The sequence below is a fragment of the Rhodococcus sp. MSC1_016 genome, from assembly GCF_023667485.2.
Classification (GTDB): domain Bacteria; phylum Actinomycetota; class Actinomycetes; order Mycobacteriales; family Mycobacteriaceae; genus Rhodococcus_F; species Rhodococcus_F oxybenzonivorans.
The window spans coordinates 2,997,620-3,014,963 of record NZ_JAMOZI020000001.1; the positions used below are offsets into that span (position 1 = coordinate 2,997,620).

Sequence of the window (17,344 nt, forward strand, 5' to 3'; positions counted from 1 at the left end):
CATGAGCGACCTCCACGTGGGTAGCCCCCGAAGCACCCAGTTACTTCGGCTCGCCACCGCCGGCAGTGTGGACGACGGCAAGTCCACTCTCGTGGGCCGACTGTTGTACGACACGAAGTCGGTACTCGCCGACCAGATCGATGCCGTCACCCGGGCCTCGGTCGACAAGGGTCTGTCCACCCCCGACCTGTCGCTGCTGGTGGACGGTCTGCGCGCCGAACGCGAGCAGGGCATCACCATCGACGTCGCCTACCGGTACTTCGCCACCCCACGCCGGTCCTTCGTGCTGGCCGACACCCCCGGGCATGTGCAGTACACCCGCAACACCGTGTCGGGCGCGTCCACCGCGCAGCTGGTGATTCTGCTGGTCGACGCCCGTAAGGGTGTGATCTCGCAGACCCGTAAGCACGCTGCAGTTCTGGCTCTGCTCGGGGTTCCCAAGCTGGTGCTGGCGGTCAACAAGATCGACCTCGTCGAGGATCCGGCCAGTGTGTTCGCCGAGATCTCGGCCGAGTTCAACTCGCTCACCAGTTCACTCGGCTGGGCGTCCGAGGACGTCCTCGAGATCCCCGTGTCAGCACTGCACGGCGACAACGTCGCGGTCCGATCGGACAACACGCCGTACTACGACGGTCCCACCCTGATCGAGCACCTCGAGTCCGTGCCGGTGGACGCCGAACCGCACCGGGTCGGCCTCCGCTTCCCGGTCCAGTACGTGATCCGACCCCGTACCCCCGAATTCCCGGATTACCGCGGATACGCCGGGCAGGTCGCGGCAGGTGCGGTGGAGCCCGGGGACGAAGTGGTGATCCTGCCGTCCGGTGTGCGCACCACGGTGACCCGGATCGATACCGCGGACGGTGAACTCGACAGCGCACACGCAGGCCGGAGCGTCACCCTGGTTCTCGCCGACGACGTCGACGTCTCGCGTGGCGACGTCATCGCCTCGCCTGCAGATGCGCCGGAACCGCTCGGTGAGTTCGATGCCACCGTGTGCTGGTTGGCCGAGAAACCGCTGCGTCCCGGGGCGCGCCTGCTCCTCAAGCACGGCACCCGCACCACCCAGGCTATCGTCGGCACCCTGGTCGAGCGTCTCAACGAGCAGGAACTCACCTCCGAGCCCAGCCCGGAGTCGTTGGAGCTCAACGAGATCGGGAAGATCTCGGTGCGTGTCGCCGAACCGATCTTCGCGGACGACTACACGGTGAACCGCCACACCGGCAGCTTCCTGCTGATCGATCCGGCCGGCGGCAACACGCTCGCCGCAGGACTCGTCGGAGACGCCATCGCCTCGGTGGAGCTCGGCGAGCGCGTCTGAGTGCAGTGACGCCGCTGATCGCTGTCGCACACGGCAGTCGCGACCCCCGCAGCGCGCAGGTGGTGGCGGCTGCCGTGTCGGCGCTGCGCGAGAGACGTCCGGACCTCGATGTCCGCCTGTGCTTCCTCGACCTCACTGCGCCGTCGGTCGATCAGGTGATCGACGCGGTGGCCGCGGAGGGCCATGACTCGGCGGTGGTCGTGCCGATGTTGCTGGGCGCTGCCTTCCACGCCCGGGTCGACCTACCCGCACTTCTCGACGCCGCCCGGCGACGGCACCCCCGGCTCGAGGTCCGTCAAGCCGACGTACTCGGGCATGATCCCCGGCTCCTCGACGCCGTCCGTGACCGGGTCGTCGAGGCCGGCGGCTCCACCGAAGAGTCCGGTCTCGGGGTGGTCCTCGCGGCGGTCGGCTCCTCGGACCCGGCAGCGAACGACCGAACCCGGAGGCTGGCCGACGCACTTCTCGCCGGCACCCGGTGGTCCGGCGCTGTCACCTGTTTCGCCACTTCAGCCGAACCGACGGTGCAGCAGGCGATCGCGCATCTTCACGCGGCAGGCGCGTCACGCATCGTGATCGCGCCGTGGTTCCTCGCCCCCGGACTGCTCACCGACCGGCTGAGCCGTGCAGCCGAGTCCTGCGCAGGCGACATCACCTACTCCGCCACCATCGGACCGCACGCCCGGCTGCTCGACGTCATGCTCGATCGGTATGCGGACACGCGCACCGAGTCGCGGACGTGCACGGTCTTGTCCGCCTGAGCACCCGCCGGCCGGCACCAAAAACGGAATCAACCCCTCGCGTCACATTCCTTCTCCCCTGGCGCACCGCCGTCGTTCTGGATCAAACTGAAACAGAGGCGAGGGAGTCCACCATGGCTACTGAGATCATCCGGCACGGAATCGTGGCAGGCATCGACGGATCGGACGGCGCAGTGGAGGCGGCGCAGTGGGCCGCCTCCGCAGCGGAGCGCTTCGAGGAGCCGCTGCGCCTGGTCCACGTGCTGCCCAAGCATCCCGAGTCACGCGGCCGGGCCCCCGCGGGCGAGCCCCGGCACGACTTCCGCGCCGAGGCAGAGGCGCTCCTCGCGGCAGCGGAACGCGCGTTGCGTGACGGCCGTGCCGACGTGGAGATCGAGCGGAGCATCGTCGACGGACCCCCGGCACGCGTGTTGATCGATCTGTCCCGTACCGCGCGGATGATCGTCCTCGGACCTGCGGCCACCAGTGAAATGAAATCGGTGTATGCCGGTTCCGACGTCGTGAGGGTCTCGAACCACGCCGAATGCCCGGTCGTTGTGTGGCGTGGGATCCAGGGCCACGAGGTCAGCGGCAATCGTCCGATCGTGGTGGGTGTGGACGGCAGTGAACTGAGCGACATGGCCGTGTCACACGCCTTCGAGTTCGCATCGTTCTTCGGCGCCCCACTGGTCGCCGTGCACACCTGGGCGGAGCACTCCACGTTCGGGGCGTGGTACTCGGAGGCGCGGCGATTCATGGACTGGACCGACCTCGTTCAGCACGAGGAGGCCTGGCTCGCAGAGAGCCTTGCCGGATGGTGCGAGCAGTACCCCGACGTGGAGGTCACGCGGTGCCTCGAGCGGGGCGGGCCGATGAAAGTACTCCTCGAGTACTCGTTCGGGGCGCAGTTGATTGCCGTCGGCAGTCACGGGCGCAGCCCCTTCACCGCGTCGTTCATCGGCTCTACCAGTCAGAGCCTGATTCACCACGCACGGTGCCCGGTGCTGGTCTGCCGTAAAGGCTGAGCGCACGCAGGCAATTGCGATCAGTCTGATTAATATCGACGTAGTACAGAACCAATCTTGTGCCGGAATCCGGCGTCGCATCCAGCAATCCGAAATACTGCTGAACTGCGTCTTTTTGGTTGATCGCAGTGTCACAACACCCCATGCACAGCCTGCAGAAAAGACAAGTGTTTCCATCACGCAAAATCAAATGCACCACCGATTGCGACACTTGATTTCGCGTTTATAGTTTCCGGCATGCCGGAGCCCCAGTCGTACCTTGTCTGCGCGTCGCAGCGTAGTGGCAGCACTTTGCTCGTCGAGTCACTTCGCGCCACCACGGTGGCCGGCAATCCTGAGGAGTTCTTCCAGTATTTGCCGTCCACCAGCCGGTCACCGCAACCGCGGCAGTGGTTCGAGGGTGTCACCGACGAAGCGGTGCTCTCACTCCTCGCGCCGCTGGAACCGGGGGTCGAGGACACCCGCACGGCCGAGCAGTGGCGCGATCAACTACTCAGTCTCGGGCGCACACCCAACGGGGTGTGGGGCGGAAAGCTCATGTGGAACCAGGTTTCCCTGCTGCTCGATCGCGCGGCGGGGTTACCCCACCGTTCCGGCGCCGATCTCCGGTCCGCCCTCGACGAGGTTCTCGGCACGGACATCACTTTCATTCACGTGTACCGGCCCGATGTCGTCGATCAGGCGGTGTCGATGTGGCGGGCCGTCCAGACCCAGGTCTGGCGCGACGACGCGACTCCACCGGCACCGAACGACGGCGCCGAGTACAACGCCGAAGGCATCGCCCACCTTGCGCGGATTTTGCGTGACCAGGAGCGCGGCTGGCGCGACTGGTTTGCGGCGGAGAACCTGTCTCCTCTCGAGGTCAGCTTCACCGATCTGGTGGCCGATCCGCAGGCCACCACTGCGAAGGTTCTTCTTGCGCTCGGGTTGGATCCGGACTTGGCACCGCCGCCGCCACTGAAACGCCAGAGCGACGGCCGCTCCCGCGAATGGGCAGAACGCTATCGCGTCGAAGCAACGGCGAAGGGGTACCCGGTATGACCCACGGTTCTATCGTTGCGGATTCCAGATCTGCGGAATCCACAGTCGCCCCCGTCGAGGAACTGCGCGCACTCGAGGCCGAGGCCGTGCACATCATTCGCGAGGTCGTGGCCGAACTGGAACGGCCGGTACTGCTCTTCTCGGCCGGCAAGGACTCGATCGTTCTACTTCGCCTCGCGGAGAAAGCCTTTCGTCCGTCGCCTGTTCCCTTTCCCGTGCTCCATGTGGACACCGGTCACAACTTCCCGGAAGTACTCGAGTTCCGGGACCGGCGACTCGCCGAGGGCGGGCACTCGCTCCTCGTCGCGTCCGTGCAGGAGTCGATCGATCGTGGCCGGGTCACCGAGGCGGGCGGTCCGAGCGGGTCACGGAACCGGCTGCAAACGCGCACGTTGCTCGACGCGTTGGAACAGCACCGATTCGACGCCGCGTTCGGTGGCGCCCGGCGGGACGAGGAACGGGCCCGCGCGAAGGAGCGAGTGCTCAGTTTCCGCGACGAGTTCGGCCAATGGGACCCGCGTGCGCAGCGCCCCGAGCCGTGGTCGCTCTACAACGGGAGAATTCGCCGGGGCGAACAGGTGCGCGTGTTTCCGTTGAGCAATTGGACGGAAGTCGACATCTGGCGGTACATCGAACTCGAGAATCTCGAGCTGCCGTCGATCTATTTCGCACACCACCGCACAGTGTTCGAGCGTGACGGGATCCTTCTGGGCGTGTCCGAACACACGCAGCCTGCGCCCGGTGAGGTGGTGCAGGAACTCCGGGTCCGATATCGGACGGTCGGCGACCTCACCATCACGGGCGCCGTCCTCTCCGAGGCCGACGACGTCGCGGGGGTTATCGACGAGATCATGGCCGCCACCGTCTCCGAACGCGGCCAGACCCGAGCCGACGACCGAACGTCGGTTGCAGCAATGGAAGACCGGAAGCGCGAGGGCTATTTCTGATGACCATCACCGCACCGCGCCAACTGCTGAGACTCGCGACCGCAGGTAGTGTCGACGACGGAAAGAGCACGCTGATCGGCCGGCTCCTTCACGACACTGGAAGCCTGCCCATCGATCACCTCGACGCGGTGACCGACGAAGATGGGAACGCGGACCTGGCCGCCCTGTCCGACGGCCTACGGGCCGAACGGGAGCAGGGAATCACGATCGACGTCGCATACCGCTTCTTCTCGACCGCCTCCCGTAGTTTCGTACTCGCCGACACGCCCGGGCACGAGCGGTATACCCGCAACATGTTCACCGGGACGTCCAACGCACACGTTGCGATGTTGCTGGTCGATGCGCGGACCGGAGTGCTCCGCCAAACCCGGAGGCACGCACGCATCGCCGAACTGCTCGCAGTGCCCCACGTGGTGGCAGTCGTCAACAAGATTGATCTGGTGGGTTTCGACGAGGCACGCTTCCGGGAGGTCGAGTCCGACCTCCGCATACTTGCCGGGCATCTGGGTGCGGCCGATCTCACCGTGATCCCTGTGTCGGCGACACTGGGCGACAATGTCGTGCACCGCTCCACCACCACTCCGTGGTACGCAGGTCCCACTCTGCTCGAGTATCTCGAATCGGTGGAACTCGCTGCCCCGTCGGCGAACACCGCTCAGCTGCGCTTGCCCGTCCAGTGGGTTGCGCGCCCGACTGAAGGCCGCCGACGGCGCTACACCGGTCGACTGTCGGCCGGCACTCTCACAGTCGGCGACGAAGTTGTGGTGTTGCCCGCGGGCGCGCGAAGCACGGTGACGGCCCTCGATACGCTCGACCCCGAACGCTCCGTCGCCGTCGCGCCCCTGTCGGTGTCGCTGGAACTTGCCGACGACATCGACGTCGCACGGGGCGATCTCATCGTCAGTGCCCACGCCGATGCCTCGGCGCCGGTGCCGGCGCGAGAGATCGATGCGACCGTGTGCTGGCTCGGTGAAACCCCTTTGCGTGCCGGCGACCGCATCGCCGTGAAGCACACGTCCCGCACCGTTCGCGCCACGGTGCAGGCGTTGCACACTCTACTGGACCCGGAAACTCTCGACGAACACGACTCCCCCGCCGAACTCGCTCTCAACGACATCGGCCGAATAACGCTGCGCACCAGTACCGTCGTCCTCGCCGACACGTATGCGGAAAACCGGGATGGCGGCGCATTCATTCTCATCGACGAGAGCAGTAACGACACGATCGGCGCCGGCACTGTCCTCGATTCCCGGGAAGTGGTACCGGGAGCGCAGACGAGACGCGATATCACCTGGCACCCTTCCTCTCTCGACCGTGGCCGTCGATGGGCGGCGACGGGTCAGCGCGGCGCCACCATCTGGCTCACCGGGCTTCCCGCCTCGGGGAAGTCGACGGTGGCTGTAGCACTCGAACGCACGCTCGTCGACGCGGGGCGAACGGCGTATCTGCTCGACGGCGACAATGTGCGGCACGGAATCTCCGACGATCTGGGGTTCAGCCCGGGGGACCGCGCCGAGAACATCCGGCGAGTCGGACACCTCACCCGATTGTTCGCCGACGCCGGGGTGGTCGCCATCGCCTCGATGGTGTCTCCACTCCGGTCGGATCGCACCATCGCGAGGGCCCTCAACGAGGCGGCGGGACTGCCGTTCCTCGAGATTCACGTGAGCACGCCGGTAGAGGAATGCGAACGACGAGACCCTAAGGGCCTCTACGCTCGTGCGCGGGCCGGCGAGCTGCGCGGCCTCACAGGTGTGGACGCGCCTTATGAGGAGCCCGATGATCCGGACCTCGCGTTCGACACCACGGGTGCCGATCTCGACGAGCTCGTACAACGCATCCTTGCCGTACTGGCCCGACACGAGGTTCGGTAGCGCTGGCGCGGCGCCGTCGAGGCCTGAGGCCGGGTCTGCTCACGCCCGCGCGAACCGGAGTACGGCGTCGTAAAGGGCGACGCGATCATCGAAAGGTCGCCGGACCCGGCCGAAATCCTGCACGGCGTCGGAACCGCGACCCGCTACGACGACGACGTCACCGGGTGCGGCCAGCGTGACCGCGGTCGCGATGGCCTCGCCGCGTTCGGGGACGACGAGTACCTCAGCGGTCTTCACCCTCCGCGCCGCTCCTGCGACGTCGTCCCGCAGCACCTCGGCATCTTCCGAGAACGGGCTTTCGTCTGTGACGACGACGATGTCGGCGAGCTCGGCTGCCGTCGTCCCTAGCGGGGCGCGCTTACCCGGATCACGATTGCCCGTCGCCCCGATGACAACGATGACCTTGCCCCGGGTCAGGGAGCGAAGATACGGGAACAACCGCCGCTGACCTCCCGTGTTGTGCATGTAGTCGACGAAGGCCAGGAAGGGCTGGCCGGCGTCGATCGCTTCGAGACGACCCGGCACGGTGTCGAGGCTTTCGATTCCGGCGATCGCGCCGTCGAGGTCGACCCCGCGCACAGTCAGAGCCGTGACGGCGGCAAGTGCGTTGTCCACCTGATGTGCTCCCAGGAGCCGCAGTCGAATCGTGGTCGTCCCCGACGGGCCGTGCAACCTGAACGAAGTTCCACCCTCGTCGGCGTGCACGTCGTCTCCGTAAATATCTGCCGCCACAGACCTCGAGGAAAAGGTCAGACGGGGCACGGACACAGTGGCGGCAAGGCGGCGACCGAATTCGTCGTCTATGCCGATTGCCGCTGTCGCACAACGCTCGGCGCTGAACAGCCTCGCCTTCGCGGCAAAATAAGAATCCATATCTTTGTGGAAATCGAGATGGTCCCGTGCCAGATTGGTGAATACGGCTACACCGAACGACGTTCCGTCGACGCGATGCAGCGCGAGCCCGTGGCTGGACACCTCCATCGCCACCGCGGAGACCCCCTGGTCTTTGAAAGCCGCGAGAGTTTGGTGGAGTTCGGAGGCCTCGGGAGTGGTCCGGACAGCGTCCCGCGAACCGCGGCGTCCCCGCACCGTGATGCCGGTAATCCGTCCGGCGGCAATTCCGGCGCCGCGCAAACCTGCCTCGAGGAGATATGCGGTGCTGGTCTTTCCGTTCGTTCCCGTCACGCCGTAGACATCGAGTGCGCCGGAGGGATTTCCGTAGAGTGCGGAAGCGAGCGGCCCCACAGCACACCGCGGATCGTCCACGACGATGGTCGGCAGGAGTTCCGACGGGTGGTCACTCAGCATCGCGACCGCACCACGCGAGACGGCTTCGGCGGCGAACGCGGCGCCGTGCCAGCGCTGGCCGGGCAGCGCCGCATAGAGGTCGCCCGGCCGGACGAGACGCGAGTCCTGACTGATACCCGTCACGACTTCCTCCCCGGTCCCGAAGAGCACTGCCGCCGCGCCGAGGCGGCGCAGCACCTCGCGCAGAGGTGTGGGCGGACGGGACGGGCAATCGATGCTCACGCTCTCAGTGCACCACTGCCACGGGGCGTGCGAGGGCTGAACCGGATCTTCGATTTCGGCCGGTCAGGTGTCGGTGTTGTTCCGCGGTTCGTCGAGGATGCCGCGCTCCGCGCTGTACGCCGACCGCACATCGGGCGTGCGGTCCAGTTTGGCGAGATACTTCTCCATTGCGGTTCGGGCGTAGGCGGTGCCCTCCTCATCGCTCGGAATGGCGTCGCCGGTGGCCCGTCGCCACGCGTGAAGCTCGAGCGACAACTCGGCCTGGATGCCGGCGAAGGATTCGGTGTCTGCGACGTTCACGCGTTCGTCGGGATCGGCAGCGAGGTCGTAGAGCTCCCTGCTCGGGCGTGGCGCGAGGTGCTCGGTACCCATCGCGTCACCGGACAGGCTGTTCTGGATGTCGAGCGGAAGGTCGAGAACGGGCCGAGGCGCATAGTTCTCGATGTAGCTGTACTGCTTCGATCGCACAGCGCGGATCGGGTCGAACGTGTCGTGGAAGGTCTTCTCGGTGAACACCACCTCGCGCGCCTGGTCGTTCGACGCACCCAGTAGCTGTTCGGCGTGGGAGACGCCCTCCACCTCCGCGGGCACCGGCACACCGAGCAGGTCGAGAAGGGTGGGCACCAGATCCACACCACTGAACAATCCGTCGTAGACACGGGGCGCCGCGCGCAACCGGCGCGGTGGGCGGATGATCGTCGCGATCCCGGTGCCCGGCGCATACAGGGTCGACTTGGCCCGGGGGAACGCTTCGCCGTGGTCGGTGAAGAACACGACCCACGTGCTGTCGTCGAGTCCCTCGGCCTCCAGCGTGTGCAGCAGCCGTCCAACGGCCGCGTCCGCCACCTCGATCGAACCGTGAAACCCGGCCAGGTCTTCGCGCACCTGCGGCCGGTCCGGCAGGTACGACGGCACCGCGAAGCTCTCCGGGTCGGCCGGCCGGTAGCGGTCCGCCGGGTACGGGCGGTGCGTCTCGAAGAATCCCGCCGTCAACAGGAACGGCTGTGGCGGGAATCGGGACAACCACCCGGACGCACGATCGGTGACGTAGTCGCAGTACGAATTCGTCACGTCGTACTCGTGGTAGCCGAGCCGCTTCGGGTATGCCGTCTCGTGCTGCATGCCGAACAGGGCCGTGTACCACCCGGCGTTCGACAGAAGAGACGGCAACGTCTGCACGTCGTCGTGATACTGCCATCCGTGATGGGCGAGTCCGACGAGACCGTTGCTGTGCGGGTACCGGCCCGAAAAGAGAGCGCCCCGCGACGGGGAGCACAGGGGTGCCACCGCGTGCGCGTCGGTCAGCCGCACTCCCTCCGCGGCGAGCCGGTCGAGGTTCGGACTTCGCACACCGGACGCACCGTAACAACCCAGATGTCTGCCGAGGTCGTGCCAGTGCACGATCAGCACGTTGTCGCGGGTTGCGGGCACTGCCGGAGTTGTCACAATCGCCTCCTCGTCGGCTCGGGATTACAGAGACACCGGGCTATAGAGACACCGGGATTTCCGCCTCGGGAAGCTCCGGTGCCCGGGTGGCCCGCGCGTACACCGTTTCACCCTCCTGCAGATGCAGCGCCGCGCTGTCACCCCGCGTCACCTGGGCCGAGAAACGCTCGCCGGTCGCCTCGTTGCGCAGATCGACCCGCACCTCGAACCCGAGATGCACCACCCGTTCCACAGTGGCCCGTGTCACCCCGAGCGACTCCGCGGTTCCCGCCTTCTGGGCAAGTGCCATGTCGGGGTCGCGGCCGAGCCGGATGTCGTGAGGACGGACCAGCTGGCCGTTGAGTTTGGCCACCGAACCGAGGAACGACATCACGAAATCGTTGGCCGGACGATCGTAGAGGTCTGCCGGTTCACCGATCTGCTCGATGCGGCCCCTGTTGAGGACGGCGATCCGGTCGGCGACATCGAGTGCCTCCTCCTGATCGTGGGTGACGAGGACGGTGGTCACGTGCACCTCGTCGTGGAGCCGGCGCAGCCAGGTGCGCAGGTCGGTCCGCACCTTGGCGTCGAGGGCACCGAACGGCTCGTCGAGGAGCAGCACCTGGGGATCGACAGCCAATGCCCGGGCGAGCGCCATGCGCTGTCGCTGCCCGCCGGACAACTGAGCCGGGTATCGGTGCTGGAACCCGTCGAGCCCGACGATTCCGAGGAGCTCGTTGACCTTCTTGTCGATCTCCGGCTTCGGCCTCTTTCGAATCTTGAGTCCGAACGCGACGTTGTCGCGCACCGTCATGTGCTTGAACGCCGCATAATGCTGGAACACGAATCCGATGTCACGTTTCTGCGGCGAGACGTTCGTGACATCTTTCCCGCCGATCACCACCGTGCCGGAGTCGAGTGCCTCCAGGCCGGCGATGGAGCGCAGCAGTGTCGACTTGCCGGAACCACTCGGACCGAGGAGCGCAGTGAGCGAACCCGAGGGGATGTCGATGGTCACGTCGTCGAGGGCAGCGAACGATCCGTAGTTCTTGCGCGCGCCGGTCACGGTAATCATGTGGTGCTCCTCTTACGGTCGAGCAGAGTCATCAGAAGCAGGCTGAGTACGGCAATGCCCATCAGCAGGGTGGCCGCCGAATATGCCCCGAAGGTGTTGTGGTCGTCGATGTACCGCGAATGCACCAGCAGTGTCAGGGTCTGCGAGACTCCGGGGAACCCGGACGACACCATGATGACGGCGCCGAACTCGCCCAACGAGCGGGCGATGGTGAGAATTACCCCGTACGTCAGACCCCACCGGATGGCGGGGAGGGTGATCAACCAGAAGGTCTGCCACTTGTTTGCCCCGAGCGTCGCGGCCGCCTGCTCCTGTTCTTCCCCGATCTCGTGCAGCACGGGCTCCACCTCGCGCACCACGAACGGAAGCGTCACGAACAACGTGGCGATCACCATTCCCGGCAGTCCGAAGATGACCTTGAACCCGAGCGATTCCACTCCCCCAAACCAGCCGTTGGTACCCCACAGCAGGATCAGCGACACACCCACGACGATCGGGGACACGGCGAACGGCAGATCCACCACGGCTTGCACCAGACCACGACCCGGGAATCGTCCCCGTACGAGAGCGAGGGCGGTCACGATTCCGAACACCACGTTGATCGGCACGACGATGGCGACGATCAGCATCGACAGGTTGAGCGCCGAGATTGCCGCCGGGGTCGAGATGGAGTCGATGAACGCACCGATGCCACGCTCGAACGTTCGGTAGAGAATGACCGCGATCGGCACGACGAGAAGGCCGAACAGGTAGAGCAGCGCGACGGTGCGCAGAGTGATGCGGGTGGGTCCCGACAGTTTCATTCCGCCTGCTCCTCACGACGCTGGCCACGACTCGCGAGAAGCCGCAGAACGAACAACGTCACGAACGCGATGGCCAGAAGTGCCACCGACACGGCCGCCGCAGCGGCAGGCCGATCGATTTCGATCTGTTGTTGAATGTACTGCGATGCCATCTGGGTCTCACGCGGAATGTTTCCGCCGATGAGGACCACCGACCCGTATTCGCCGATCGCACGGGCGAACGCGAGCCCTGCACCGCTGATGATCGCAGGCATGAGGGTCGGGACGACGACTCGCCGGAAGATCGTCACATTATCTGCACCGAGCGACGCCGCAGCTTCTTCCACTTCCCGGTCCACCTCGATGAGTACCGGCTGCACCGAACGCACCACGAAGGGCAGCGTCACGAATGCGAGTGCCACGATCAGTCCGGGTTGCGTCGCGTTGAGGTAGATGTGAATGGGACTTTCCGGCCCGTAGAGGGCCAGCAGGACGATGCTGGCCACGATCGTCGGGAGTGCGAACGGGAGATCGATCAGCGCATTGACGATCCGTTTGCCCGGAAACTCGTCGCGGACGAGCACCCACGCGATCAGCGTGCCCATCACCACGTTGATCACCGCCACCACGACCGACACCATGATGGTGACCCGCAGGGAGGCCAACGCGACCGGACTGGTGATGGCGTCGACGAAGCCGCTGATGCCGTCACCGAACGACGCCACGGTAAGGGCGGCGAGGGGAAGCACCACGATGATGCTCAGCCACAGGGTCGCGACACCGATACCCAACGGTCCGACCGCGCCGGTGACCTGAACGAGTTTCTTACGGGTGCGGCGATCGGGCGGGGAAGGCACCGTGGTGCCGGTGCCGACCGCCGTCGTCGTTGGTGCGTCGCTCATGTCGGTGTTACCTGGTTGCGTTGTCGTAGATCACGGCGATCGACCCGGTGTCCTTGGCGAACAACTCGGGGTCGACCTTCGACCAGCCGCCGAGGTCGGCGATGGTCCACAACTTCGCCGGCTGGGGGAACTTGTCGGCGAACTCCGTCGCCACGGCCGGGTCGACCGGACGGAACCCGGCCTCCGCCCACAGCTTCTGCCCCTCGGGGGTGTAGAGGAAGTCCTTGAACGCGTTGGCCTTGTCGAGGTGCTTGCTGTTGGACAGCACGGCGACCGGATTTTCGATCTTGAAGGTGGTCGGCGGGGTCACATGCTCGACCGGATCACCGTTGCTCTCCATGAACAGCGCCTCGTTCTCGTAGCTCAGCAGCACGTCACCGGTGCCCTGCAGGAACGCCTCCGACGCCTCACGGCCCGACTTCGGCTGAATCTTCACGTGGTCGTTGACCAGCGAGGTGATGTAGGCGAGACCGGCGTTCGGATCCTGGCCGCCGTTGCTCTTCGCGGCATACGGTGCGAGCAGATTCCACTTCGCCGATCCGGAGCTGAACGGGTTGGGCGTGACCACCTCGACGTCGGGGCTCAGAAGGTCGTCCCAGTCCCGGATGTTCTTCGGGTTGCCCTCACGGACGACGATCGTGACCACCGAACCGAAGGGGATTCCGTTGTAGGCATCCTGGTTCCACGTCTTGTCGACCAGTCCCGCGTCGACGAGACGAGTGACGTCGGGCTCGACCGAGAAGTTGACGAAATCGGCTTCGGCACCGTCCTTGACCTTGCGGGACTGGTCACCGGACGCGCCATACGACGGCTGGAACGCGACGTTCGTGCCTTCTTCGGTGGCGTTGAACGCGGGGATCAGCTTGTCGTAGCCGGGCTTGGGCACCGCGTACGCGAAGAGGTTGATGGTGCCGGCACTGCCGTCTGCACCCACCGCGTCGCTGCCGGCGGTGTCGCTCGCGCCGCCGCTGCACGCGGTCAGTGCCACAGCTCCGAGTGTCACGAGGGCCGTGAGAAGACTACGAGAACGGCGTTTCATGGAGAAACCTTCCTGGGAACTGTTTACAGAGGAGTAGTGCGAAACGAGAAGAGGGGGGACGCGCCCATCGGCACCTGCAGGAACGCAACGGAAAGAGCGATGCGCCATCGGCGGCGGAACTGCTCGATGCCGGAAATGCCGACTGCTGGGTGCGAGGTGAGAATCAACAACAGTCGATGTCGGCGACTGCAAGCATGCCGACAGCGATCAACGCCAATTCATGGCGGACCTGGTGTACAGCGGCTTCAGACACGCCGTGGACTGTAGCAGAGGCTGAACCAGCCTCTCGAATCGAACCGAGCTATCGGGTGAGCAGCCAGGCGACGACAACGAGAACGATGAGCGCGAGCAAGGCGAGTGTGACGCGGGAGCGCGGCATCAGGGTTCCTCCACTGTGGGAACATCCCGCCTGAGCAGGACGAAGACTGCGGCCAGTGCTCGATCGAGCAGCCACGCGACGCCGCGGCACACCGGCACCATGACCAGCAGCACGAGTGCGACTTGAGGAACGAAGGGAAGGCCGGCGATCCACAGCTCGAAGCCGTCCCACCAACCCGCCATCAATTCCACCGCACCACCCTATCGCCCGCCGATGTCGGGAGGCCGCACAGGTGGACGGCGCGACGCAGGCGGTCGATGATGTCCAGATGGTGTCCACCGAGAACCAGAAGCTTCCGTTCGGGCCGACGACCCCTGGTAAGACCGCATCCGGCGGGCACCATCGGCACGACACGTTTCCGCCGATCGACGACTACGCGTTCCTCTCGGACTGTGAAACCACGTGCCTGATCGCCCGCAACGGGGCCGTCGAATGGATGTGCATCCCACGTCCCGACTCCCCCAGCGTCTTCGGCGCGATTCTCGACCGCAGCGCCGGCCACTTCCGCATCGGTCCGTACGGGCAGAACGTGCCGGCGGCCCGCCGCTACTTGCCGGGCGGGCTCATCGTCGAGACCACCTGGCAAACCGAGACGGGGTGGCTGATCGTGCGTGACGCGCTGGTGCTCGGCCCGTGGCACAACACCGAGCAACGCTCCCGTTCGCATCGGCGCACACCCACCGACTGGGACGCCGAGCATGTTCTACTGCGAACGGTCAAGTGCGTCAACGGAACGGTCGAATTCGAGATGAGCTGCGAACCTGCCTTCGACTATCACCGTGGCACAGCGCACTGGGAGTACACGGGCAAGGTGTACGAGGAGGCCACGGCCACCTGCAACGCGAGCGGCCCGGGTGATCATCCGGTGCTGCGGCTCACCACCAATCTGAAGATCGGCCTCGAGGGCCGCGAGGCCAGGGCCCGAACCCGCATGGTCGAGGGCGACAACGTGTTCGTCGCGCTGTCCTGGTCGCACCTGCCAGCACCCCAGACGTTCGACGAGGCCGCCCAGAAGATGTGGCACACCGCGAAGTGCTGGCGCGAATGGATCACCATCGGCCGTTTCCCCGACCACAAGTGGCGCGGTTACCTTCAACGCAGTGCGCTCGCACTGAAGGGTTTGACGTACGCGCCCACGGGCGCCCTTCTGGCCGCGTCCACGACCTCCTTGCCGGAAACACCTGGCGGCGAGCGCAACTGGGACTATCGCTACGCGTGGGTTCGCGATTCGACCTTCGCGTTGTGGGGTCTGTACAGTCTCGGGCTCGACCGTGAAGCCAACGATTTCTTCTCGTTCATCTATGACGTTTCTGCCTCCGAGGACGGCCACCATCATCCGCTCCAGGTCATGTACGGCGTCGGGGGCGAGCAGACCCTCGAAGAGGCCGAACTGCATCACCTGTCCGGGTACGGCGGGGCGAAGCCGGTGCGCATCGGCAACGGTGCATACAACCAGAATCAGCACGACATCTGGGGAACGATCCTCGACTCGGTGTATCTGCACGTGAAGTCGCGGGAGCGGGTTCCCGAAACGTTGTGGCCGATGCTCAAACGTCAGGTGGAGGAAGCGGTCAAGCATTGGCGGCACCCGGACCGCGGCATCTGGGAGGTGCGCGGCGAACCACAGCACTTCACCTCGTCGAAAATCATGTGCTGGGTCGCCCTCGACCGCGGCGCCAAACTCGCCGAGCAGCAGGGTGAGGCGAGTTACGCACAGCAGTGGTCGGACCTGGCCGACGAGATCAAGGAGGACATCCTCGAGCACGGGGTGGATCGTCGCGGTGTCTTCACTCAGCGCTACGGCAGCGACGACCTCGACGCCTCACTGCTCCTTGCCCCGCTACTGCGGTTCCTTCCAGCGGACGATCCGCGTATCCGCGCCACGGTCCTCGCCATCGCCGATGAACTGACCGAGGGCGGCCTGGTCCTGCGCTATCAGGTCGAGACCACCGACGACGGACTCGAGGGCAAGGAGGGCACGTTCACGATCTGTTCCTTCTGGCTGGTCTCGGCGCTCGTCGAGATCGGTGAGCTCGACCGCGCCAAGGATTTGTGCAACCGGCTGCTGGGCTTCGCGAGTCCACTGAAGTTGTACGCGGAGGAAATCGACCCGGCGTCGGGACGACATCTGGGCAACTTCCCGCAGGCGTTCACCCACCTGGCTTTGATCAACGCAGTGGTCCACGTCATCCGCGCCGAAGAGGCCGCCGCGGGCGGCTTCCAACCTGCGCATCAGACCGTCTGATCAGGTGGCCACTGCCTCGAGCTGGGGCATGATCCGGTTCAGGGAATACACCAGTGAGCGGCTCGACGGCGTGTTGAATCCCACCACGGTCGCGTAGTCCTGGGCCGCGAGCCCACCGCCACGCACCGACGGAAGCTCGGCGAATCCTGGCAGTGCCATCAGGTCCTCGCGCGTGCCGCCGTTGGGCAATATGACGACGAGATCGGCGTCCAGGGCGTCGACCCTCTCCGGGCTCAGCATCAGCCGACCACCCGTGGCACCCGCCTCCTCGACGAGATCCGGCGGCAATGTCAGTCCCAGCCGGCGAAAGACGGTACTCGCGCCGTCGTCAGGATCGGCCACCACCACCAATTGATCGGTGGCGAACATGAATTGGGAGAGGACAGCCGTCTTGCCCGCGAGGCCGGGCAGTCGGTCGGTCAGGCCATTCACGAATCCGTCGGTCTTCGCGACGATCTCGGCTGCCTGCCCCTCCTTACCGAGCAGTCGACCGAGCGTCTCGACTTGCAATTCCCACGGGTCGACCTGTTCATCGCCGATCGCCGCAACGGTAGGTGCGATGCCGGAGATTCGATCGAAGTCGTCTTGATCCGTGATGGCGAACGAACCGAGGATCAGGTCGGGATTCATGGCGGCGATTTCTTCGGCAGGCAACGGCGCACCCGACTGAGTCACCGACGCTCGGTCCAGTTCGACCGCCGCCTCGGCAACATCGGATTCCGAGGAATAAAGTCCCCGCTCGTCCCCCATCGGACCAGCTGAGAGATACCCCACCGGCTGGACGCCGAATTCCAACAACGCGTCGAGCCATTGGCTGCTCGTCGCGACGATCCGGGTCGGTGTGCCCTCCACGGTCGTCGTGCCGAAGCGATGTTCGACCGTGATCTGCCGCTCGGCTGCCTCGTCGGAACGAGCGTCGACGCTGCAGCCGGCACCGGCGAACATCACCGACAACACGAGCGCGATGACCAGACCTCCACGCACAGCGCACCCCTCTCGATAAGCCAAGGCTAACCTTGGCA

At 65.7% G+C, this 17,344-nt stretch carries 16 protein-coding genes; 7 read left to right on the forward strand and 9 right to left on the reverse strand.

Features of this window, described 5'->3' with window-relative positions; translation table 11 throughout:
• The first annotated feature begins 1 nt into the window (after position 1).
• The 6 genes from L1080_RS13840 to cysC all read left to right on the forward strand — a co-directional run bounded on the left by L1080_RS13840 (position 2) and on the right by cysC (position 6,945).
• On the forward strand, positions 2–1,318 hold the full coding sequence (locus tag L1080_RS13840; RefSeq protein WP_159921469.1) for a sulfate adenylyltransferase subunit 1: 1,317 nt from the start codon (positions 2–4) through the stop codon (positions 1,316–1,318).
• A gap of 5 nt (positions 1,319–1,323) precedes the next feature.
• Positions 1,324–2,079, forward strand: coding sequence for a sirohydrochlorin chelatase (locus tag L1080_RS13845; RefSeq protein ID WP_250771452.1), 756 nt, complete (start codon positions 1,324–1,326; stop codon positions 2,077–2,079).
• A gap of 113 nt (positions 2,080–2,192) precedes the next feature.
• Positions 2,193–3,083: a universal stress protein gene (locus tag L1080_RS13850; RefSeq protein WP_250771448.1), complete on the forward strand. Its 891-nt coding sequence runs from the start codon at positions 2,193–2,195 to the stop codon at positions 3,081–3,083.
• Positions 3,084–3,320: 237 nt separating this feature from the next.
• Positions 3,321–4,124, forward strand: coding sequence for a trehalose 2-sulfotransferase (stf0, locus tag L1080_RS13855; protein WP_159921463.1), 804 nt, complete (start codon positions 3,321–3,323; stop codon positions 4,122–4,124).
• The gene (gene cysD / locus L1080_RS13860) at positions 4,121–5,071 is read left to right on the forward strand and encodes a sulfate adenylyltransferase subunit CysD (protein ID WP_250771445.1); all 951 of its coding nucleotides are present in this window, start codon (positions 4,121–4,123) and stop codon (positions 5,069–5,071) included. Before stf0 ends, cysD begins: the two co-directional genes overlap by 4 nt.
• Positions 5,071–6,945, forward strand: coding sequence for an adenylyl-sulfate kinase (cysC, locus tag L1080_RS13865; protein ID WP_250771440.1), 1,875 nt, complete (start codon positions 5,071–5,073; stop codon positions 6,943–6,945). Before cysD ends, cysC begins: the two co-directional genes overlap by 1 nt.
• A gap of 39 nt (positions 6,946–6,984) precedes the next feature.
• Here the strand turns inward: cysC and L1080_RS13870 are convergent, their stop codons facing one another.
• From L1080_RS13870 to L1080_RS13905, 8 genes are all read right to left on the reverse strand, one after another.
• Positions 6,985–8,475, reverse strand: coding sequence for a UDP-N-acetylmuramoyl-L-alanyl-D-glutamate--2,6-diaminopimelate ligase (locus L1080_RS13870; protein WP_250771437.1), 1,491 nt, complete (start codon positions 8,473–8,475; stop codon positions 6,985–6,987).
• 63 nt (positions 8,476–8,538) lie between these two features.
• The gene (locus L1080_RS13875) at positions 8,539–9,921 is read right to left on the reverse strand and encodes a sulfatase family protein (RefSeq protein WP_374433877.1); all 1,383 of its coding nucleotides are present in this window, start codon (positions 9,919–9,921) and stop codon (positions 8,539–8,541) included.
• 40 nt (positions 9,922–9,961) lie between these two features.
• Positions 9,962–10,975 (reverse strand): sulfate/molybdate ABC transporter ATP-binding protein, encoded by a 1,014-nt coding sequence (locus L1080_RS13880; protein WP_159921455.1) that lies wholly within the window; start codon positions 10,973–10,975, stop codon positions 9,962–9,964.
• Positions 10,972–11,778, reverse strand: coding sequence for a sulfate ABC transporter permease subunit CysW (gene cysW / locus L1080_RS13885; protein WP_109328983.1), 807 nt, complete (start codon positions 11,776–11,778; stop codon positions 10,972–10,974). The genes L1080_RS13880 and cysW overlap by 4 nt, the downstream gene beginning before the upstream one ends.
• Entirely contained in the window at positions 11,775–12,659 is an 885-nt protein-coding gene (gene cysT, locus L1080_RS13890) for a sulfate ABC transporter permease subunit CysT (RefSeq protein ID WP_159921453.1), read from the reverse strand. Before cysT ends, cysW begins: the two co-directional genes overlap by 4 nt.
• Positions 12,660–12,666: 7 nt before the next feature.
• Positions 12,667–13,698: a sulfate ABC transporter substrate-binding protein gene (locus tag L1080_RS13895; protein WP_159921451.1), complete on the reverse strand. Its 1,032-nt coding sequence runs from the start codon at positions 13,696–13,698 to the stop codon at positions 12,667–12,669.
• A 163-nt stretch (positions 13,699–13,861) separates the two neighbouring features.
• The gene (locus tag L1080_RS13900; protein WP_317746273.1) at positions 13,862–13,951 is read right to left on the reverse strand and encodes an Ms4533A family Cys-rich leader peptide; all 90 of its coding nucleotides are present in this window, start codon (positions 13,949–13,951) and stop codon (positions 13,862–13,864) included.
• A gap of 125 nt (positions 13,952–14,076) precedes the next feature.
• Positions 14,077–14,259, reverse strand: a complete 183-nt coding sequence (locus tag L1080_RS13905; protein ID WP_284708046.1) for a hypothetical protein — start codon at positions 14,257–14,259, stop codon at positions 14,077–14,079.
• Positions 14,260–14,345: 86 nt separating this feature from the next.
• Between L1080_RS13905 and L1080_RS13910 the strand changes: the two genes are divergently transcribed.
• Positions 14,346–16,322, forward strand: coding sequence for a glycoside hydrolase family 15 protein (locus L1080_RS13910; protein WP_159921447.1), 1,977 nt, complete (start codon positions 14,346–14,348; stop codon positions 16,320–16,322).
• Here the strand turns inward: L1080_RS13910 and L1080_RS13915 are convergent, their stop codons facing one another.
• Positions 16,323–17,306: an ABC transporter substrate-binding protein gene (locus L1080_RS13915; RefSeq protein WP_250771434.1), complete on the reverse strand. Its 984-nt coding sequence runs from the start codon at positions 17,304–17,306 to the stop codon at positions 16,323–16,325.
• Positions 17,307–17,344 lie beyond the last annotated feature (38 nt).

What these genes read in the sequence shown, in the direction of transcription:
- L1080_RS13840 (WP_159921469.1), top strand. Translation starts at nt 2, where the DNA reads ATGAGCGACCTCCACGTGGGTAGCCCCCGAAGCACCCAGTTACTTCGG.
- L1080_RS13850 (WP_250771448.1), top strand. Translation starts at nt 2,193, where the DNA reads ATGGCTACTGAGATCATCCGGCACGGAATCGTGGCAGGCATCGACGGA.
- stf0 (WP_159921463.1), top strand. Translation starts at nt 3,321, where the DNA reads ATGCCGGAGCCCCAGTCGTACCTTGTCTGCGCGTCGCAGCGTAGTGGC.
- cysD (WP_250771445.1), top strand. Translation starts at nt 4,121, where the DNA reads ATGACCCACGGTTCTATCGTTGCGGATTCCAGATCTGCGGAATCCACA.
- cysC (WP_250771440.1), top strand. Translation starts at nt 5,071, where the DNA reads ATGACCATCACCGCACCGCGCCAACTGCTGAGACTCGCGACCGCAGGT.
- L1080_RS13880 (WP_159921455.1), bottom strand. Translation starts at nt 10,975, where the DNA reads ATGATTACCGTGACCGGCGCGCGCAAGAACTACGGATCGTTCGCTGCC.
- cysW (WP_109328983.1), bottom strand. Translation starts at nt 11,778, where the DNA reads ATGAAACTGTCGGGACCCACCCGCATCACTCTGCGCACCGTCGCGCTG.
- cysT (WP_159921453.1), bottom strand. Translation starts at nt 12,659, where the DNA reads ATGAGCGACGCACCAACGACGACGGCGGTCGGCACCGGCACCACGGTG.
- L1080_RS13895 (WP_159921451.1), bottom strand. Translation starts at nt 13,698, where the DNA reads ATGAAACGCCGTTCTCGTAGTCTTCTCACGGCCCTCGTGACACTCGGA.
- L1080_RS13905 (WP_284708046.1), bottom strand. Translation starts at nt 14,259, where the DNA reads ATGGCGGGTTGGTGGGACGGCTTCGAGCTGTGGATCGCCGGCCTTCCC.
- L1080_RS13910 (WP_159921447.1), top strand. Translation starts at nt 14,346, where the DNA reads ATGGTGTCCACCGAGAACCAGAAGCTTCCGTTCGGGCCGACGACCCCT.